This is a genomic window from Nostoc edaphicum CCNP1411 (assembly GCF_014023275.1).
GTDB classification, from domain to species: domain Bacteria; phylum Cyanobacteriota; class Cyanobacteriia; order Cyanobacteriales; family Nostocaceae; genus Nostoc; species Nostoc edaphicum_A.
The window spans coordinates 1213069-1232297 of the sequence record NZ_CP054698.1 but is presented as its reverse complement, the minus strand read 5'-3'; the positions used below and the strand labels follow the sequence as shown (position 1 = coordinate 1232297).

Below are 19229 nucleotides of genomic sequence, written 5' to 3'. Positions count from 1 at the left end.
GTAAACTTTATAATTATTATTAAGTAATGCTTAAAATATTTATGAAAACTTTAAGACTTTTGAGTAATTTAACCCATAAACAATGATTAAAACTATTTAAGTGTTCCTGGCAATGTCCCTAAAGCTTAAAAGAGTTAAATTTTAATTGTTCACAGATCAAAGGGTTTAATATGTATCTAACAGAAGAACAATTATCAATCTACAAAAATAAAGGATTTCTTTTGTTATCAGAATACTTTTCTCGGACTGAAGTCGAAATTATGAAAGCAGAATTATCTGCTTTATCTACAGAGAACTCACCAAAGAAGATTCTTGAGAAAGATGGTAAGACTATACGTTCACTTCACGGTTCACATAGTAACAATGATGTTTTCAATTGCCTAACACGACATCCATTCATTGTTGAGCCTGCTATGCAAATAGTTGGCAATCAAGTATATATATATCAATTCAAAGTAAATCTTAAGGCAGCATTTACTGGTGATATTTGGAAATGGCATCAAGACTATATCTATTGGCGTAAGGAGGATGGAATGCAAAGACCACAAGTAGTCAATGCTATGTGTCTATTAGATGATATGAACGAGTTTAATGGGCCGCTATTTCTTATCCCTGGTTCCCACAAAGAAGAGATGATTGATATTACGGCTGATAATCCTAGAGTGAAAAATACAAATACTAATAGTTCTGGTGATAACCCTGCATGGGTATCAAGTTTTAGTGCTAATTTGAAGTATTCTTTGAGCCAGGAATTAGTTGTTGATTTAGTATCAAAGTATGGAATTACTTTTATAAAAGCTGTAGCTGGCTCCGTATTATTTTTTGATAGCAATATTGTACATGCCTCATCAAATAATATCTCTCCGTTTGGGCGTTCTACTGTGATTATTACTTATAATAGTATTGAAAATATTCCCTTACCAGTTCAAAATCCCCGACCAGATTTTCTTGTGAGTAAAGATTATCGACCAGTCACTCCTCTCGCGCGTAATGCGTTATCGCAGTTTTCTCGCATCAAGCTTTAAAATAGATAGGGCAAAACTATGCAGCCTTTCTGCTCAAATCACAATCAATCTTAGATGATAGCTGGGTTTTGGCTTAAGTTGATACCAATGATAGATGTGCTCCCTTTCTGAGGGTTTTATCAAGAAAGGCAGGAGAACTCACCGCGCTGGTCTGGCTGGCAAAATTGAAAATTTGGTGGCTCCTCTTCACCAAAGGATTCAAACACTCTGAACTGAACCTCCAGCAAAATTGCCTCATTCAATGTAATATCTGTCACATACAGTTGTCGGAATGCAGTTAACAGTGTCATAAAGAAAAGGTGAAGGTTAACCTGTAGGGTATAACTTACCTCACAGCTTTGCACCTCTAGCCTCAATGGATCTATCACACTCATGACTGAACTCACGTTACGCCTACAAGAGGGAGATACCGAGACAACGATCGCAGTTGACCAAGATATATTTACAATTGGTCGTTTGCCGGAATGTAACTTGTACTTACCTTTTGCTGGAGTATCCCGCAACCATGCTCGCCTGGTGAAAACGGCTGACGGTGTGTGGACTATTGAGGATCTGGGCAGCAAAAACGGGACGCAAGTCAATAAATATCTTGTTAACTTTCCCCAAGAGTTACATCACGGCGATATCATTTGGCTGGGCAATGTTAGCCTGGTAGTGCTGCTGACAAGCCCTGTTTTTCAACCGACGCCTGAATATCTCGGAACATCGGATAATAATGAGCAAAGAACAATTCTTCACAATGTTGAACAATTACAACAGCAATGGATCGCCGCTGATAGCAAAGATGGCAACATCAACAATAAAGACAAAACTATTGCCCGTCTCAAAGACTTAGTGGACATAGCGAAAAATCTCTGTGCGGCGGCGTCTATAGAAGAAATTTTTTCTCAGGTGCAGCAAGTAGTTTTTCGTTATCTTGATAGTATCGATCGCTTGGCATTATTAATTGATGTCAATGGTTGCGGCCAGTTGGAATTAGTAAATGCTGCCACTAGAAACGCTTCCCAACAAAAAAATCTCGCCTCTGATGGTAGTTGGATTAGTCGGAGTATTTGTCAAAAGGTATTTGAAGAAAAAGTCGTCATTCAAACCGCCGATACTCATCAAGATGAACGGTTTGCTAGTGAACAGAGTATTTTGGTCAAAGGCATTCGCAGCGCGATGGCAGTGCCTTTATGGGATGAAAATAAAGTTGTGGGCGTACTGTATGCCGACGCCAATCTTTCTTCTTACCATTGGGCAAATGAAGGTGAAGAAGAACTCAGCTTTTTTTCAGCTTTAGCAAACCTTGTGGCTTCGAGCGTGCAGCGTTGGCTACTGGTAGAGAAACTCAAAACTGAAGAGATGATTCGTCACCGACTAGAACGCTATCATTCTCCCGCAGTTGTACAACAGTTAATCTCTGTAGGCGGATTACCGGGTGGTCGTTTAGCTCCCGCCGAGAGTGAAATCAGTATTTTGTTTGCAGATTTGGTTGGCTTTACGGCAATTTCTGAACGGTTAACACCAACTGCGATCGCTAAATTATTAAATAATTTATTTGAAGAAATGCTCAAAGAAGTTTTTACTTGCGGCGGCACTTTAGATAAGTATATTGGCGATTGTATCATGGCATTTTTTGGCGCTCCCGAACCACAACTAGATCACGCCGATCGCGCTGTTACTGCTGCAAAGGGAATGCTCACTCGTCTCGAACATCTTAATGCCAATGGTTTTTGGCACGAACCCCTGCAATTACGTATTGCGATTAATAGCGGTAAGGCTGTTGTGGGAGATGTCGGTAGTTCCCAAAGGGTAGACTATACGGCATTAGGCGCGACAATTAATCTTGCGGCTCGTATGGAAGCAGTTTGTCCCCCTAGTGAATGCGTGATTAGTGAAGCCACCCATAAAATGCTTTCACAACCCTCAGACTTCCAGGAAATGGGAGATTATCGTTTCAAGGGCATTGATCGATTAGTAAAGGTTTACCAGACAAATTTGCAGCCAGTACCAACAATGATTGGTCATTAGTTATTTGTCATTGGTCATTAGTTATTTGTCATTGGTCATTTGTCATTGGTCATTTGTCATTGGGCGCTTTTACTGAGTTTTGCCGCTGGCGCCCTAACAAAGGACTAATAACTAATGACAAATTTATCAACATAAATACATAGTCAAGTTGTATATTTTATTTCCAAAATAATTGCGAGATTGTAATATTCAGCAACTAATTTTTGGTTAAAAGTCTAAAATTTGGGTGTAGCTTCCAGAATTGATCTGTGTAACACTAGGAAGCCAACAGTCAAGCTATTTTTTAACGGGAGGTCAGGTAATGGCGATCGCCACTATTAATCCCGCCACTGGGGAGACGCTGAAAACCTTTGAGGCGCTCAATGATGCAGAAATTGCCGCTAAACTCGATTTGGCTAATCAGGCTTTTGAACAGTATCGTCAGACTAGTTTCTCTCAACGATCGCACTGGCTGCAAAAAGCTGCTGATATTTTAGAGCAAGACAAAGCAGAATTTGCTAAGTTGATGACTCTGGAAATGGGTAAGCCATTTAAAGCTGCGATCGCGGAAGTCGAAAAATGCGCCGTCGTCTGTCGCTACTATGCCGAACACGCCCCTAGTTTTCTAGCTGATGTCAGTGTAAAAACTGATGCCAGCCAGAGTTTTGTACGTTATCAACCAATGGGTGCAATCCTCGCGGTGATGCCGTGGAATTTCCCCTTTTGGCAAGTTTTTCGTTTTGCCGCACCGGCACTAATGGCGGGGAATGTCGGCTTACTCAAACACGCTTCCAATGTGCCGCAGTGCGCCTTGGCAATTGAAGATATTATCCGACGTGCAGGTTTTCCTGAAGGTGCGTTTCAAACTCTGTTAATCGGCGCTGCTAAAGTTGCCGATTTAATGGCTGATGAACGGGTAAAAGCTGCCACCTTGACAGGAAGCGAACCAGCAGGCATATCCCTCGCCGTCGCCGCCGGCAAACAAATCAAAAAAACAGTTTTGGAATTGGGAGGAAGTGACCCGTTTATTGTGTTAGAAAGTGCTGACTTAGAGACAGCAGTTGTCACAGCTACTACAGCGCGGATGTTGAATAACGGGCAATCATGTATTGCAGCAAAACGTTTTATTGTCGCAGAAGCGATCGCAGACAAATTTGAAAAATTGCTTTTAGAAAAATTTGAGACGCTGAAAGTAGGCGATCCCATGCAACCAGATACCGATTTAGGCCCACTGGCTACACCTGGTATTCTCCAGGATTTAAACCAACAAGTGCAAAGTGCCATCAGCAGGGGTGGTAAAGTCCTCACCGGTGGACATCCTTTATCAGATCGTCCAGGGAACTTTTATCCGCCAACGATTATCATAGATATCCCGTCTGACACACCAATTGCAAAAGAAGAATTTTTTGGCCCAGTAGCTTTGCTATTCCGGGTTCCAGATATCGATGCTGCCATTAAACTTGCTAATGACTCACCCTTTGGCTTAGGTGCGAGTGCTTGGACAACCAATAGCCAAGAGAGCGATCGCTTGGTTGAGGAAATCGAAGCAGGTGCCGTGTTTATCAACAGTATGGTCAAATCCGATCCCCGATTGCCCTTTGGTGGTATTAAGCGTTCTGGATATGGCAGAGAATTGAGTATCCAAGGTATACATGAGTTTGTCAATGTCAAAACCGTGTGGGTTAAATGATTAGTCATTGGTCATTAGTCATTGGTCAAAGGACAAAGGACAAATGACAAATGACTAATGACAAAGAACAAAAGTCTTATTCGTTAATAGAGTTGTCGGAAAATAAAATGAATACAGCAGAATTATTGGTGCAGTGCCTAGAAAATGAAGGAGTACAATATATTTTTGGACTCCCTGGCGAAGAAAACCTGCACGTTTTGGAAGCGCTAAAACATTCTTCCATTAAATTTATTACGACTCGTCATGAACAGGGTGCAGCATTCATGGCCGATGTCTACGGACGCTTAACCGGAAAAGCCGGAGTGTGTCTTTCTACTCTTGGGCCTGGAGCAACCAACTTGATGACTGGGGTAGCAGATGCTAACCTCGATGGTGCGCCTTTAGTGGCGATTACCGGTCAAGTTGGAACAGATAGAATGCATATTGAATCCCATCAATATTTAGATTTGGTGGCAATGTTTGCACCTGTTACCAAGTGGAATAAGCAGATTGTGCGACCGAGTATTACACCAGAAGTAGTGCGGAAAGCATTTAAGCGATCGCAATCGGAAAAACCTGGTGCAGTTCACATCGATTTACCAGAAAATATTGCCGCCATGCCTGTAGAAGGCAAACCTTTGCGTAAGGATAATAGCGAAAAAACTTATGCATCTTTTGCTAGCATTCGGGCAGCCGCCGCTGCAATTTCCCAAGCAGTTAACCCGTTAATCTTAGTAGGAAATGGGGCAATTCGCGCTCATGCAAGTGATGCAGTTACGCAATTTGCCACTTTGCTGAATATACCTGTTGTCAATACCTTCATGGGTAAAGGGATTATTCCCTACACACATCAATTAGCTTTGTGGTCAGTAGGATTGCAGCAAAGAGATTATATTACTTGTGGGTTTGATAACACAGATTTAGTAATTGCGATCGGCTATGATTTGATTGAGTTTTCCCCGAAGAAATGGAATCGAAATGGTGAAATTCCCATTGTGCATATTGGGGTAAGTCCGGCGGAAATTGATAGTAGTTATATTCCCAACGCCGAAGTAGTGGGGGATATTTCAGATTCCCTTTATGAAATTTTAAAATTAGCAGACCGACAAGGTAAACCCGATCCTTTTGCCATTAGCTTAAGGTCAGAAATTCGGGCTGATTACGAACAATACGCCCATGATGATGGATTTCCAATTAAGCCGCAAAAGTTAATTTATGACTTACGGCAAGTGATGGGCCCAGATGATATTGTCATCTCTGATGTTGGCGCACATAAAATGTGGATGGCTCGTCATTATCATTGCCATAGCCCCAATACTTGCATAATTTCCAACGGCTTCGCAGCTATGGGTATTGCCATTCCTGGCGCTTTAGCAGCAAAACTGGTTCATCCCAACCGGAAAGTAGTTGCTGTTACAGGCGATGGCGGGTTTATGATGAATTCTCAGGAATTAGAAACAGCTTTGCGTGTCGGTACGCCCTTTGTCACTATCATTTTCAATGATGGTGGCTATGGGTTAATTGAGTGGAAGCAAGAAAATCAATTTGGCAAAGGAAACTCATCTTTTGTGCATTTTAGCAATCCTGATTTTGTCAAATTCGCCGAAAGTATGGGTTTAAAAGGCTACCGAGTTGAATCAGCTTTAGATTTGATTCCCACTCTGAAAGAAGCCCTCGCTCAAGATGTACCTGCGGTGATAGATTGTCCCGTAGACTATCGTGAAAATCACCGCTTTAGCCAAAAAGCCGGCGAGTTGAGTTGTAAACTGTGAAAAGTTAGGAGTTAGTGTTTTGCTTATCGCTAAATAGCAAATCTCCACCGCTTCTTTGAATCGAGCAGGTTCCAGAAATTACTCAATTTTTGCCTCGTTCCCAGCCTGGAGGCTGGGAACGAATTCCGAGAGGGTGCTTGCATTGGTGTCAACTTAGCGTGAAAGCCATCTTAGAACAAGCTTTTAGATATGTCTCGTTCCCAGTCTCCGACTGGGAATGCCCGTCGTTGAGGCTCCGCCTCTAGACTTGCGGCAGAGCCGCAATTGAAGTGCATTTCCAGGCAGAGCCTGGAAACGAGATTTGAAAAGGGTTTTAGCTTAAGTTGACACCAATGGTCTGCTTGCTGCCTCTGGTCAAACCACTAGAGGCGGAGCCTCTCAGAATCGGTTCCCAGCCCACAGGCTAGGAACCAGCTAGTACCGCAAGTCAAAAGTTAAAATTAAAACCAATTACCAACTAATACATAGGCAGCCCAGTAACCAGGGCGACTATAATTAGGATACTTGGTTAATAATTTTACTTGAGCGCGACGCAATGCTTCTGCTTTAGTCACTTTACTATTGACTAATTCGTTGTAAAATTCACCAATTAAAATGGCAGTAGATTGATCATTGATATGCCACAGTGAAGCGACTGTACTACGTGCGCCTGCTTTGATCGCTGCGCCTGCCAAACCTAATGTAGCACGGTTGTCACCTGTGGCAGTCTGACAAGCACTCAAAACTAATAATTCTAAAATTTGGCTACTAGTGTCACTCTGACTGCGGAGTAAGTTATCGAACTGTAAAACATTGATAGAACCATCATTGGCTAAAATGAAAGTATCTTCCGGGCGAGAACTAAATTGTCCGTGAGTTGCCAAATGTAAGACATTAAAAGGAATAGTATTTACATTTTTTTCTAGAGTGCTAGTGGTAAAATCTTTATCTAGTAATTTTGTGGTAGATGCTCCGGTTTGAGAAATGAGGTCGAATTCTAACTTGACTCCTGGTAAGGGTGAGAATTTTGGGAACTCCGCCGGGGGTTGCACTAAACCAGCAGCAAGTACTGTCAATGGTGTTTGAGCGAGAGGTCTGGGTGCTAATAGCTGAAGCCCTAAACTGAGAGCAACAGCGTATTTTTCTACTAAATATTTCTCTCCGTCGTAAAGAGCAGCTAAGGGTATATTTTTTAAGGCTCCATCTAGCACGAATACCAAAGTATTAACTTTACTTGTAGCTAAATCAGATTCAATAGGTTTAATTAACCAGTTATAGACTTCTTGGGAAAGGGTTCGTACTTCTTCCGTTCTATCAGGTTCTAAAATATATTCCCGCATTTCTGCCAAGGTACGCTCAACTTCAACCTGGGATTTGTTAACTGTATAATGGCGCAGTGGTTGCTGAGGAATTTTAACAATTACTTGCAGTTGTTCTGGCAGAATAATTGGATAGAGTATGGCAGTGTTGGGATTTTCTTTGTCTACTACTTGATCTAAAACTACCTTTTGTCCTTCTAAACAAGCTTCTCGGAAAAAGTTATCCAATTCTGCTAACTGTAACGCCTCTATACGTGTTCTAGCTTTATCTAATGTTTTAATGTCGGGTTTTTCTCCAGAATTTTGCAGCAGCAAAACCACCGACTCACGATAAACTGGCTCTACATTATCTCGGAAATTAAACTGTATATCCTGATTAACTGCTACTAAGTCAGTACGCAGTGACTCTAATGTTTCTACAGTTGCATCATAAGCTGCGATCGCTCCGGTAAAATTACCTTGGGCTTTTAATAATCTACCCATTTGCCATTGCCACAAATAAGTAATTTCTGGTGCGTTGCTGGTTTGCGCCAATATCAAAGCCTGTTGTGTGAGGTTAATAGCCTCAGCAAATTGTTGGGTTTTTTCATACAAATTACCCAAATTCCCTAAAGCATAGGCTTCGGCCCGGATATCATCCAAACTCCGGGCTTGTTGTATAGCTGTAGCCAGGAGTTGAGCAATTTGGGATTTGGGAGTATTTAAAATAGACAAACTGTGAGCAAAGTTAATTCGGGCGTAAATCGATGGGCGTGAGGGTGGAAGTTGTGCAAGTAGAGATTGAATTTCTGGAATTAAGGTTTGTGTTGCTGTGAATTGTTTTTCCTCAATTAGTAAATTGAGATGATTGAGTTTTGCTTGAATTTTTGTGAGGGGTGAAGGTGATGTATCAAATGTTTGTTGATAAAATGCGATCGCTTGGGGAATTTTTTGTTGATTCCGAGCATTATTACCTAAACTAAGCAGACTTGAAGCAATATTTTCTGGTAACTTTAAATTTTGATAAATTGCTAAACTTTGTTCTAAAGTCAGCCGAGATTTTTCTGATTCCCCTACATTTTCTAATGTATCACCAAGGGAAAGTAAAACTGCTGCCTTTGCTAAAGAATCACCTTGAGATGCTAAGGTTTGATTTACCTGTTCTAGTCTTTTAATAGCTTGCTGATTAAACCCTCGATTTCTCAATGCTTGAGCTTGATAAATTAGTGCCAAAGCAATACCGTTTTTATCTCCCAGCTTGGTGTAAATATCTTCAGTCTGTTCCCAAGTAGTAAGAGCTACTTCTGGCTTACCTGTCAAGAGTTGTAAGCGTCCTTGAATATCTAAAGTTTGAGCTAAAACTGCTAAATTTTTATTAGTTGTACCTTGTGGTTGAAAGCCTTGTAAATCTAAACTATTGGTAATAGCAATTTGAGCTTGTTGCCAATCACCAAGTTGTTGATAAGCCAGAGATAGATTACTCAAAGCTACAGATTGTTTTAAAGTATCTCCTTGCTGTTGATATGCTTGGACTGCTTGCCGTAAAACTTGCACCGCCTCAGTAAATCTACCACTTTCATATAATGTTTGGCTTTCGACAATTTGTGATTGTGAATCTTGATTAATTATCTTCGTTTGCGAAATGTTTGCGATCGCTGGACTCAGCACAACACATAAGAGTACAGTTAACACAAATAGTAAACAAAAATTAATAATCTTCTTCACTTTTTTTGTGTCTCCATACCTCCGTCGTTAATTAAACCACGGAGTCACACAGAACAAGCCCCTTGCAACTAAAAACGTAAAATTTCGCGCTCATATTCTGCTGGTAAAGGTGTGACTTCCCAAACTAACCCTTCACCGGGTTCTAACATCACCTCCACATACAATTCTTCTACAGGCGTTGCTGCTATATCTTCATTATTAGGAAATGGCTGTAAGTCTTCCGTCAGCAGTCTGAGTTGAAACCCTACAGGAATCATATTTTCTGGGTTTGTATTGCGTAATTCAAAGCGCCAAATTTGTTCTTCTGGGTTGCTTTTGGGGAAAACTCGTAATTCATAAGTATTACCAGCTACTAATATTTGTCGAGATAAACCGAGAATAGACCCTTGGCTTTCTAGACTCCTCATCCCTGAAGGTAAGGCTGTAAATTGTCGTCGTTCCCAGCCGAGTTGTTGAGCAAAATTTGATACACCTGCTTGCAGCCATTCCCCGATTGATGCTGGTTGGACAATTCCTTGACGTAATTCATACAAGCGTTGTCGCCAACCGCCATGAGCGATTAATGCTCCCCAAAGGGAAAAAGGGATTTCTAAGCGGGGGAATTTGATATCTGCGTTACTTAATCTTTGGAGTAAATTGGCTGCTTGGGTTTGGGGTAAAAGTGGTAGGGAAGGAACCGATGCACGTCTGATTTCTTCCGGATACAATTGGCGAGTTACCCAAAGTACATTCAAGTCTGCGATTAAATGATCAGATTCTAAACTGTAAGTGCGATCGCTCTCATCATAAACCCCTAAAGTTTTTAATTGTTGATGAGTTGTATAGCCCAAAATTCTAATCCACTCCTCATCAGGATTTACTTGCACCGCTAAGTAATAATCCGCCACCCATTCTGGAATATCTACCCATTCTTGAGGTACACGCAACTCATCCCCATCCATCGCTAAGGTAGGAAGTAAAACCAAACGAGAGTTATCAAAACTTATAGCTGTACCATTAACTACTTCCCAAAAACTCGGTAAGGCTGCTGTGTTGGGATGCACTTTAATATTGGGTGTAATTTCCTCTTGCAACCAAGCTAAAAATGTACTCAAACAGATTTGATTGAGCCAAGCACGCTGATAACCACCAGAGGTAGAGTAGTTATATTCTATATTTGGCAATGTCTGAATCATTTCTAGCACCAAATCATTATCAACAGCGAAAGCAAGGGAAGCATCAAACATAATCTCAAGAGGTTCTACTTTTAAGGTGGGGGTGGGTATAGTAATTGTTAAGCCATTCTTCTAGACTTTTACTAATGGCATCCAGTACGACGGGTGTAGGGGAGATATGCAAACTATCGATACTCCACTGCGATAGAGTAGTGATTAATGAGCGTTTGATGCTGGTAAGGCGGCGAGAGACTGTATATTGCTTCATTTCTAGCTGTTCAGCTATTTGTTGTTGAGTCAACTTTTGCTCATAATAAGCTTGGATTAATTTTTGAGCCTGAATATCCAATGCTGCTAAAGCATCCATCAAAACTTGATTTAATTGGTCTTGCTGTGTTTGTCTAGTTGTGGATTCTTCTTCGGCGATGATTTCGGTAAGTAAGGATGCTGGTAAATCTGCGGGTAATATATCTAATAAATTACCTGATTCTTGCCCATTAATGGGAGCATCTACAGACACAAACTTGGGGTAAAGAAAGTCTCGTACCGCTTTAGCGCAGGTACTCAGCCATTTTTCCAAAGTTTCTGGAGTCAATTGGCTCAAGGTTTGTCTATTGTAAAGCTGAGTAATAGCTTGCCATGTGATGGTATTAGGTTTTCCCAACTGACGAATAGTTTGGCTGTCACTGGTGTAGAGTTCCTTAAAACATTCCCAAGCTAAAACGTAATTATTGATAATTTGACTATTAAGACCCGCATTTTCTAAGGAATTTACCAACCGCTTCCGGCTAATTTTATGCAGTAACGCCCAATCTGTGCATATATCTGCTTCCTTTCTTAGACGTAATGAATCTTTGAGGAAACGTTCAAAAGCATATTCTGCATAGGTTTTTAAATTTGTACTGTATTCAGGATTAAAATTTTTGAGAATTTTATAAATGCAGGGAATGGCAATCTGAAAACAATCAGCAATAGAAAATTGACTGATAAAGTTTACGGCTATTTTTCTAGCAGCCCAGTAGCATACCTCTTGCAAATAAGCCGAAATATGCCCCACTGCTAGAGGGCTAGATTCTATTTGCCAGATTTTGTACCAGTAAAGCACCCAAAAACTCTCAGATGTCTGTTGCGGGTATTGTTCTAAGCATTTTTTGATACTTCGCTGTAGTTTGCTATCTGTTGCCCAAACATTGAACCTATCTGCATCAAACTGCACAAAGGTCGAGAAGATTTCAATAATGCCCTGTCGGGGTTGCATAAAAACTTTGTGGGTATAGAAAATTTAAAGTTGACAAATTGCTAACTAATTGTAATACACAACATTCCAGGCATTTTCCAGATTTTGTAAAAAATTTTCCCACTAGGTTGCATAAACATTCAAAGCCATCGTAGAGAGGTACAGAGCGACCAAAGCACAGTTAAATTTCTGAAAGCCAAGGTTTGTTTCTGAAAAACATCACTTAAATCAAGGAAAAAGACAAGATGGATAATCTTAACGAAAACAAATTATTGCAAGAATTAACCCCTGAAGAATTAGAAAATGTTAAAGGTGGATTTCAGGCACTTCCAAATGATGTTGTTAGAAAATTCACTATTCTATTCCCTCCCACCATCGGTATTGTCTGGCCTCCGACTATCGGCATTGTCGCTCCGGACTTCAAGAAATTTAGTAAATAAATAGTCTGATTCAAACTAATACGGTTCGGATAAAGTTGATAATTGACATTATTCTCAAAACTAGAATGTAATTATCAAAGCTTGATAATTCTAAAAGTTGAGATTTTTGGTTAACCGAACCGTATTGTAATTCAAGCTATTGAACATATTTATGATGCTGAACTTTCGGAGTTAAACCAGGTTTTGTTTCTTTTTAAGTTATTGGAGTAGCGTGAGATGACACTAAATACAAATCCTATTTTACAAATTCATCCAACTAGGCGGTGTAATTTACGCTGTCTCCACTGTTATTCGGCTTCTAGTCCTAACGAAAAAGATCAACTCGATGTTGCACTTCTGCGACAGGCAATCACCGATGCCAGTATGGAAGGATATAAAACCGTCAGTTTTTCTGGTGGTGAGCCTATTCTCTATCAACCTTTGTTAGAGCTACTCAACCATGCTCATCAGTGCAAAATGAACACAGCCATTGCTTCCAATGGAATGCTCATAAACGAGCAAACAATTGAAAAGTTTAAGGGTGTGCTTGATATTCTAGCTATTAGTTTAGATGGGATGCCTGACTTTCATAATCAAATGAGAGGAAATAAACAGGCTTTCGAGATGATGAATGGAAGACTAGAAGGGATTCGTCAATCTGGCATTCCTTTTGGGTTTATTTTCACCATCAGCCATGAAAACTTTCGTCATTTAGACTGGGTAGCTAATTTTGCCTTAGAACAAGGAGCTTCATTATTACAGATTCATCCTTTAGAAGCGGTAGGACGTGCCAAACAAAATTTAGCTGGAATGACACCAAGTGCAAGCATCTCAGCCTATGTTTATTTAGAAGTTATGAAGCTTCGTAAAAAGTTAGGCGATCAACTTTATGTTCAAATTGATTTAGTTCACCAAGAAGCCTTGCGTTTAAATCCCAGCAGCTTTTTTGTGGATAGTATATCCAAGGATCAAGATGATTTTTCTCTAGCAGAAATTGTTTCGCCACTGATTATTGAAGCAGATGGTATGCTCATTCCTGTTCAACATGGATTTGCCAGAAAATACGCTTTAGGAAATTTGAAGGAAGCATCATTAACTGAACTTGCTCATCAATGGTATCGAGAAAAATCATCTGATTTTATAAAACTGTGCCAGCAAGTTTACGAAAAAGAGACAATTCCTACTGAATTTCCGGTGATTAACTGGCATGAAGCAATGGTGCGCCATGCAGAAAAATTTGACATCCCTGTTCTTGCTTCATAGAAACGAACACAAAGTCAAAAATACATCTTTCAACCAACACTAAATTAGGAGAAAATTATGTCTAAGTATAATGTCATCAACGCTGAAAATTTTACAATCGAAGAACTAACTTTAACAGAACAGGAAATGATTCAAGGCGGCGGAGCAATTAAGTTTGCTGTCAAGGCTATTGGAGCAATCACTGCTGCTGGAATAGGTGCTGCTATAGCAGGGTATAAGGCCGTTCAAGCAGCATTAGATAAATAGCTCATAGCTAATTCTAATTGATTAGTAGTTTTAATTAACTAACTATCGAATTAGCTCTAGAATTACCAAAAAAATAAATCTAGCTCACCTCATAAAAACAAGGGAAATAATCATGTCTAATTACAACGTAATGACCTCATCTGATTTTGCAATCGAAGAACTAACTTTAGCAGAGCAGGAAATGATTCAAGGCGGAGGAATTGTTGGGGGAATTATCAAAGGTGCTAAATGGGCTTGGAAAAACAAAACGACAATTGCTTTAGCAGCTTACGAAGTATATGATGCAGTTGTTGGTGACTAGAATATTTCCTAGCGAAAAACTGTAAATCAAATTTTGAGTTACTCCATTAAGCCCAGGCTTTTAACTGGGCTTTATTTCCTCCTCTCTGATAGATAAAATGAGTTATCAAATTGTTAAACAACATAGTGAGGAAGACTGTGGTGCTGCCAGTCTAGCAACGATTAGCAAATATTACGGCAAAACCTTCACCATTAATCGTATTAGAGAAACTGTAGGAACCGGACAACAAGGAACCACTTTACTAGGTTTGAAACGAGGAGCTGAAGCCCTTGGTTTCAATACACGGGCAGTAAAAGTACCTCTAGAAGCCATTAATAAAAAAGCCATTCCTCTCCCAGCAATCATCCATTGGAAAGGTTATCATTGGGTAGTTTTATATGGAAAACAGGGCAATAAATACGTCGTTGCCGACCCTGGTTCAGGCATCCGTTATCTGGAAAAAAAGTGGTTTTTAGAAGCATGGACAAACGGGGTAATGCTCCTCCTAGAACCAGATCCAGTCCGCTTTTTTACTCAAGAAGATGAACAAGAAAAAATTGGTGGTTTTGGAGGCTTTTTGCGGCGTGTTTGGCCTTATCGTGCCATTCTTGCTCAAACTTTATTACTCAACTCGGTTTTAGGTTTACTTTCCCTCGCCTCTCCCTTCTTATTACAAATTCTTACCGATGACGTGCTAGTTCGTGGAGACACCCAACTTCTGACTAGCGTTGCCATTGCTGTTATTGTCATGCACCTAGTTAGCAGTAGCCTGCGACTAGCACAATCAAATCTCGTCGCTCACTTTGCACAACGTCTACAACTAGGACTAATTTTTGAATTCGGACGACAAATTCTCCGCTTACCTTTAAGTTACTATGAATCCCGTCGCAGTGGCGAAATTGTCAGTCGCCTAGAAGATATTCAACAAATTAACCAATTAATTTCTCAAGCTGTTGTGAATCTGCCTAGCCAGTTATTTATCGCCTTAGTTTCCTTAAGCTTGATGCTGTTTTATAGTATAAAACTCACAGTATTAGCTGGTGCGATCGCTCTTTTAATGACTCTCTCTACAGTAATTTTCTTACCCACCCTCCAGCAAAAAATTCGCGGTGTTTTGGTCTTATCAGCCGAAAATCAAGGTGTTTTGGTGGAAACTTTCAAAGGTGCTATCACCCTAAAAACTACTGCCGCCGCTCCGCAATTCTGGGAAGAATTTCAGAGTCGATTTAGTCGCCTTGCTAACCTTACCTTCCGTACTATTCAAATTGGTATTGTCAACGGCATCTTCTCAAACTTAGTATCCAGCATCGGTAGCATCGCTTTGCTCTGGTTTGGCAGCACTCTAGTGATTAGTCAGGAATTATCTATTGGGATGCTTCTGGCATTTAATAGTATGAATGGCAACTTTACTAGCTTTATTGAAACCACTATCAACTTTGTTGATGAATTCACTCGTGCCAAAACTGCTACCCAACGTCTCACCGAAGTTATTGACGCTACCCCAGAAACTCTAGATAATAGCCAAAAGCCTTGGGTAAAAATTCAGAGCAACGCAGACATCACTTGTACTAACCTCAACTTTCATCATGCAGGTAGAGTTGAATTGTTGCAAGATTTCTCTCTAACTATTCCTGGTGGCAAGGTGATTGCCCTAATTGGCAAATCTGGCTGCGGTAAAAGCACTTTGGCTAAATTAATTGCAGATTTATATCAGCTCCAGTCTGGCAATATTCGCTTTGGTATTTATAACCTAGAAGACCTTTCTCTAGACTGTCTTCGCCAACAAGTGGTTCTAGTTCCTCAAGACGCGCACTTTTGGAGTCGGTCGATTATGGAAAACTTCCATTTAGGTTCGCCTCACATTACCTTTGAGCAGATTGTGCAAGCTTGCCAGATTGCTGGGGCTGACGAGTTTATCAGCAACCTCCCTGACAAATATCAAACGGTATTAGGAGAATTTGGTGCTAATCTTTCTGGTGGACAACGGCAGAGATTAGCCATTGCGAGAGCGATTGTTAATAACCCGCCAGTGCTGATTTTAGATGAATCTACCGGCGCTCTCGACCCGGTTAGTGAAGCCCAAGTTTTAACCCAGTTGCTAACTCACCGCCAAGGTCAAACCACTATTTTGATTAGCCACCGCCCCAAGGTCATTCAGCAAGCTGATTGGATTGTCATGTTGGAAAAAGGACAACTGAAAATTCAAGGTTCTCCAGAAGTTCTGTGTCATCAACCTGGCGAGCATTTAGACTTTCTCGACGGTGTTGATTTATCGAAGGTCAATGGTTTCGCCAAAAATCTTTCCAACTTTCATCTGAATGGAAGTTCCTCAACTAGCATTCGCTAATTTTTACCAAAAAAACTGTCATGCTTAACCAGATTAACGCAGACTCTCTGCCCCCAGTTGAAAGCAATGAATTTCTCCCGCCGATTGGTAATTGGGCGAGATTAGGCAGTTTGGTACTCGTCGCTGGTGTTGGCGGAGCGATCGCACTATCTTCTATGATCGAATATAAAGTAACTGTTAAAGGACAGGCGAGTGTCCGCCCTACGGGAGAATTACGGCTCGTACAAGCAGCCACGGAAGGCCAGGTAACAAACGTCTTTTTTAAAGAAAATCAAGCAGTGAAAAAAGGAGATGTGCTTGCAACTATCGATGATTCCCGTCTACAAACTCAAAAAAGCCAACTGCAAAGCAACATCCAGCAGACGCAACTGCAACTACTGCAAATCGATGCCCAAGTTCAAGCTCTGAATCGTCAAATTAAAGCGGAAACCGAGCGGAAAAACCGTGTGGTGACTTCGGCTCAAGCTTCACTCAATCGCGCCCAACGCAATTATCGAGATCAGCAAATTACTGTCAAAGCGGAAGTAGAAGAAGCCGAGGCGAACTTAAAAAGAGCGCAAAATGAATGGTATCAAGCACAAGTGGATCTGCGTTCATCTCATGCTAACCTCCAGTCAACAGAGGCGGCGATGAGCGCCGCTCAAGCCAAACGCGATCGCTATCAAAAGGTGGTTCAAGCGGGAGCTTTATCTTTGAATCAATTAGAGGAAGTGCAGTTAGATGTCGTCCAACAAAAACAAGCGGTTGAGGTGCGACGGGCTAATGTTGAAGCGCAACAGCAAATTATTGCCCAGCAAGAACAAGCTGTAGCAGCAGTGCGAGCAAAATTGCAACGCGCTCAAGCTGCTCTCAATCCCAGTAATGCTGAAGTTGCGATCGCTAAAGAGACTATTGCCCAAGAAAGTGCTAGCGGTCAAGCCTCTCTCGCCATCCTCAATCGAGAATGGGAAGCTTTATTCCAGCAGAGGATTCAAATGAAAAATCAGATTCAGCGCGACACCAGGGAACTACAACAAGTAGAAAGCGATCTTAGCCAAACTAAGATTCTCGTCACCGAAGACGGGATTCTCTCTCAACTAAATCTCCGAAACTCTGGTCAATCGGTGCGTTTGGGTGAGGAAATTGCTCAAATTGTCCCTAGCAATGCTCCCTTAGTAATTAAAGCCGCCGTCTCCCCTGATGATATTAGCAAGTTGGCAAAAGGTCAAAAAGTACAAATGCGGGTTTCTGCCTGTCCCTATCCCGACTACGGCACTCTTAAAGGTATTGTCAGTCAAATTTCTGAAGATACGATTAAATCGCAAGGCAATCAGCTGGTGTCCACAGTCGCCAATGCTTCTATTTCTATACAGGGTGGCGCGAGTTCTTTCTACGAAGTGACTATACTCCCAGAAAGCTTGTTCTTAGGTAAGAGCAACCATCAGTGTACTATTCAACCGGGAATGCAGGGAAGGGCTGATATTATTTCCCGCGAAGAGACAGTCCTGAAATTCTTGCTAAGGAAAGCGAGGTTAATTGCAGACTGGTAACACAATTAATTTACGTATATTTGTGGAAACTGGGAAAAATATGCATCTAATAAACTCTACAAATCTTCATAATTAGTTTAAAGTTTTCATAAAGAAATCATGTAGATACAGGATAAATACGGTGTTTTATGGTTTAATTAATCCTGAATTAATAAACCAATGAAAATATTTAATTGCATTCATGTAAAATCATGAGATGCAACACGCTCAAAGCATCTTCGATTGCAATATAGGTTAACTACTAATATTGATATCCATAAACCTGTTAACAACTTGCCTTACATATTAGTAGATAATCATTTACTAGATAATTCGACTAAATTAGGCTATAAAAATTTTCTTTTAGCTGAAATTGCAGGAGAAAGTTCTTATTACATAAGAGAACAAAAAAATGTCGAATTGAAAGCTGTTTAATAGCCAAATTTAACAGCTAATTTTATGCCAGATATAGCAAAGTTGAATGTATTATCACGATTGAAATGCAATAAAAAGATAAAATCTATTATGTATATAAAAGCAATCGCTTTTATACAAATACAGCTAACAACGTAATTTAGGAGATTTTGCCATGATTTTCAGCAAATTGAAGAAAATTATAGAAACAACAATTGTTATAGGTTCTATATTGGTTGTAACAGTGAACTCCGCGCAAGCACAAATTAGAGGAAGTAGCTACTCTAGAGGCGGTAATGTTCCAGACGTAGGATTTGATTTAGTTTTTAAGAAAATTAATGGAGAAATTATTGACGATGAATCAATTGCCGATAATTTAGGTTCCTTTGTTGGGTCTATTGAATATTTTGGATATCTTGGCAGTGCCATTCCTAACCCTAGTGATGCGGGCTCTCCATTAAGTTTCAATTTTTCTGATGGTGATCTGAGTGCCAGCTTAACAGAAAATATTGTGACATACACAATAATAGCGACACAACAATTTGAATTATCTGATTTTGACCAAGCAACCATTGGGAGTCCATCTACTATAATTAATCCCAATCCTGTTTATACTTTTGACGTAGACATTAGCGGTTTTAGTCCCCAAGACCAAGTAAAAGCAGTAAATGATTTACAATTTATCACCGAAAATAATTTGTATGCTCTTAGTAGTTTGAGCGATCAAAGCTTTGTTAGTAGTACATTTAATGATCTCACATTAGGTATCCCTTCTGTAGGATTAGACATATCAGAAATTCCTGATCAAACTATTCCCGAATCCAGTTCAAATATTGCTTTGATTACCTTGGGTTTAGTTGGTAGTAGTGCAATTCTAAAACGTAAGTTATTCCCAAATTGA

Annotated in this window: 15 protein-coding genes; 11 read left to right on the top strand and 4 right to left on the bottom strand. The window is 40.4% G+C overall.

The genetic code is table 11. The features are described from left to right. The first annotated feature begins 170 nt into the window (after positions 1-170). Positions 171-1025 carry a phytanoyl-CoA dioxygenase family protein gene (locus HUN01_RS07855; protein ID WP_181930804.1) on the top strand — a complete coding sequence of 285 codons (855 nt, stop codon included), beginning with the start codon at positions 171-173 and terminating at the stop codon, positions 1023-1025. 119 nt (positions 1026-1144) lie between these two features. Here HUN01_RS07855 and HUN01_RS07850 read toward each other — a convergent pair whose 3' ends face one another. Then, a complete protein-coding gene (locus HUN01_RS07850; protein WP_181930803.1) occupies positions 1145-1399 on the bottom strand; it encodes a hypothetical protein in 255 nt (84 codons plus the stop codon). Here HUN01_RS07850 and HUN01_RS07845 point away from each other — a divergent pair. From HUN01_RS07845 to HUN01_RS07835, 3 genes are all read left to right on the top strand, one after another. Then, positions 1398-3038 carry an adenylate/guanylate cyclase domain-containing protein gene (locus tag HUN01_RS07845; RefSeq protein WP_181930802.1) on the top strand — a complete coding sequence of 547 codons (1641 nt, stop codon included), beginning with the start codon at positions 1398-1400 and terminating at the stop codon, positions 3036-3038. The two genes, HUN01_RS07850 and HUN01_RS07845, sit on opposite strands and share 2 nt — an antisense overlap. Positions 3039-3339: 301 nt before the next feature. Continuing rightward, the gene (locus HUN01_RS07840) at positions 3340-4707 is read left to right on the top strand and encodes an NAD-dependent succinate-semialdehyde dehydrogenase (protein WP_181930801.1); all 1368 of its coding nucleotides are present in this window, start codon (positions 3340-3342) and stop codon (positions 4705-4707) included. Positions 4708-4814: 107 nt separating this feature from the next. Beyond that, complete coding sequence (locus HUN01_RS07835) at positions 4815-6458, top strand: acetolactate synthase large subunit (protein WP_181932606.1); 1644 nt, start codon at positions 4815-4817, stop codon at positions 6456-6458. Positions 6459-6898: 440 nt separating this feature from the next. Here the strand turns inward: HUN01_RS07835 and HUN01_RS07830 are convergent, their stop codons facing one another. The 3 genes from HUN01_RS07830 to HUN01_RS07820 form a co-directional block, all read right to left on the bottom strand. Next, positions 6899-9460 (bottom strand): CHAT domain-containing protein, encoded by a 2562-nt coding sequence (locus tag HUN01_RS07830; RefSeq protein ID WP_181930800.1) that lies wholly within the window; start codon positions 9458-9460, stop codon positions 6899-6901. A 68-nt stretch (positions 9461-9528) separates the two neighbouring features. Next, on the bottom strand, positions 9529-10686 hold the full coding sequence (locus HUN01_RS07825) for a DUF1822 family protein (protein ID WP_181930799.1): 1158 nt from the start codon (positions 10684-10686) through the stop codon (positions 9529-9531). 4 nt (positions 10687-10690) lie between these two features. After that, positions 10691-11872 (bottom strand): sigma-70 family RNA polymerase sigma factor, encoded by a 1182-nt coding sequence (locus HUN01_RS07820; RefSeq protein WP_181930798.1) that lies wholly within the window; start codon positions 11870-11872, stop codon positions 10691-10693. Positions 11873-12096: 224 nt separating this feature from the next. On the opposite strand from HUN01_RS07820, the gene HUN01_RS07815 reads away from it, so the two are divergent. The 7 genes from HUN01_RS07815 (at position 12097) to HUN01_RS07785 (ending at position 19229) form a co-directional block, all read left to right on the top strand. Next, positions 12097-12291, top strand: coding sequence for a hypothetical protein (locus tag HUN01_RS07815; protein ID WP_181930797.1), 195 nt, complete (start codon positions 12097-12099; stop codon positions 12289-12291). Positions 12292-12507: 216 nt separating this feature from the next. After that, on the top strand, positions 12508-13533 hold the full coding sequence (locus HUN01_RS07810) for a radical SAM protein (protein WP_181930796.1): 1026 nt from the start codon (positions 12508-12510) through the stop codon (positions 13531-13533). A gap of 57 nt (positions 13534-13590) precedes the next feature. Continuing rightward, complete coding sequence (locus tag HUN01_RS07805) at positions 13591-13779, top strand: hypothetical protein (protein ID WP_181930795.1); 189 nt, start codon at positions 13591-13593, stop codon at positions 13777-13779. Positions 13780-13891: 112 nt separating this feature from the next. Further along, positions 13892-14080 (top strand): hypothetical protein, encoded by a 189-nt coding sequence (locus tag HUN01_RS07800; protein ID WP_181930794.1) that lies wholly within the window; start codon positions 13892-13894, stop codon positions 14078-14080. A 97-nt stretch (positions 14081-14177) separates the two neighbouring features. Further along, a complete protein-coding gene (locus HUN01_RS07795; protein ID WP_181930793.1) occupies positions 14178-16406 on the top strand; it encodes a peptidase domain-containing ABC transporter in 2229 nt (742 codons plus the stop codon). A 20-nt stretch (positions 16407-16426) separates the two neighbouring features. After that, positions 16427-17935, top strand: coding sequence for a beta-barrel domain-containing protein (locus tag HUN01_RS07790; RefSeq protein WP_181930792.1), 1509 nt, complete (start codon positions 16427-16429; stop codon positions 17933-17935). A gap of 568 nt (positions 17936-18503) precedes the next feature. Next, positions 18504-19229, top strand: a complete 726-nt coding sequence (locus HUN01_RS07785) for a hypothetical protein (protein ID WP_181930791.1) — start codon at positions 18504-18506, stop codon at positions 19227-19229.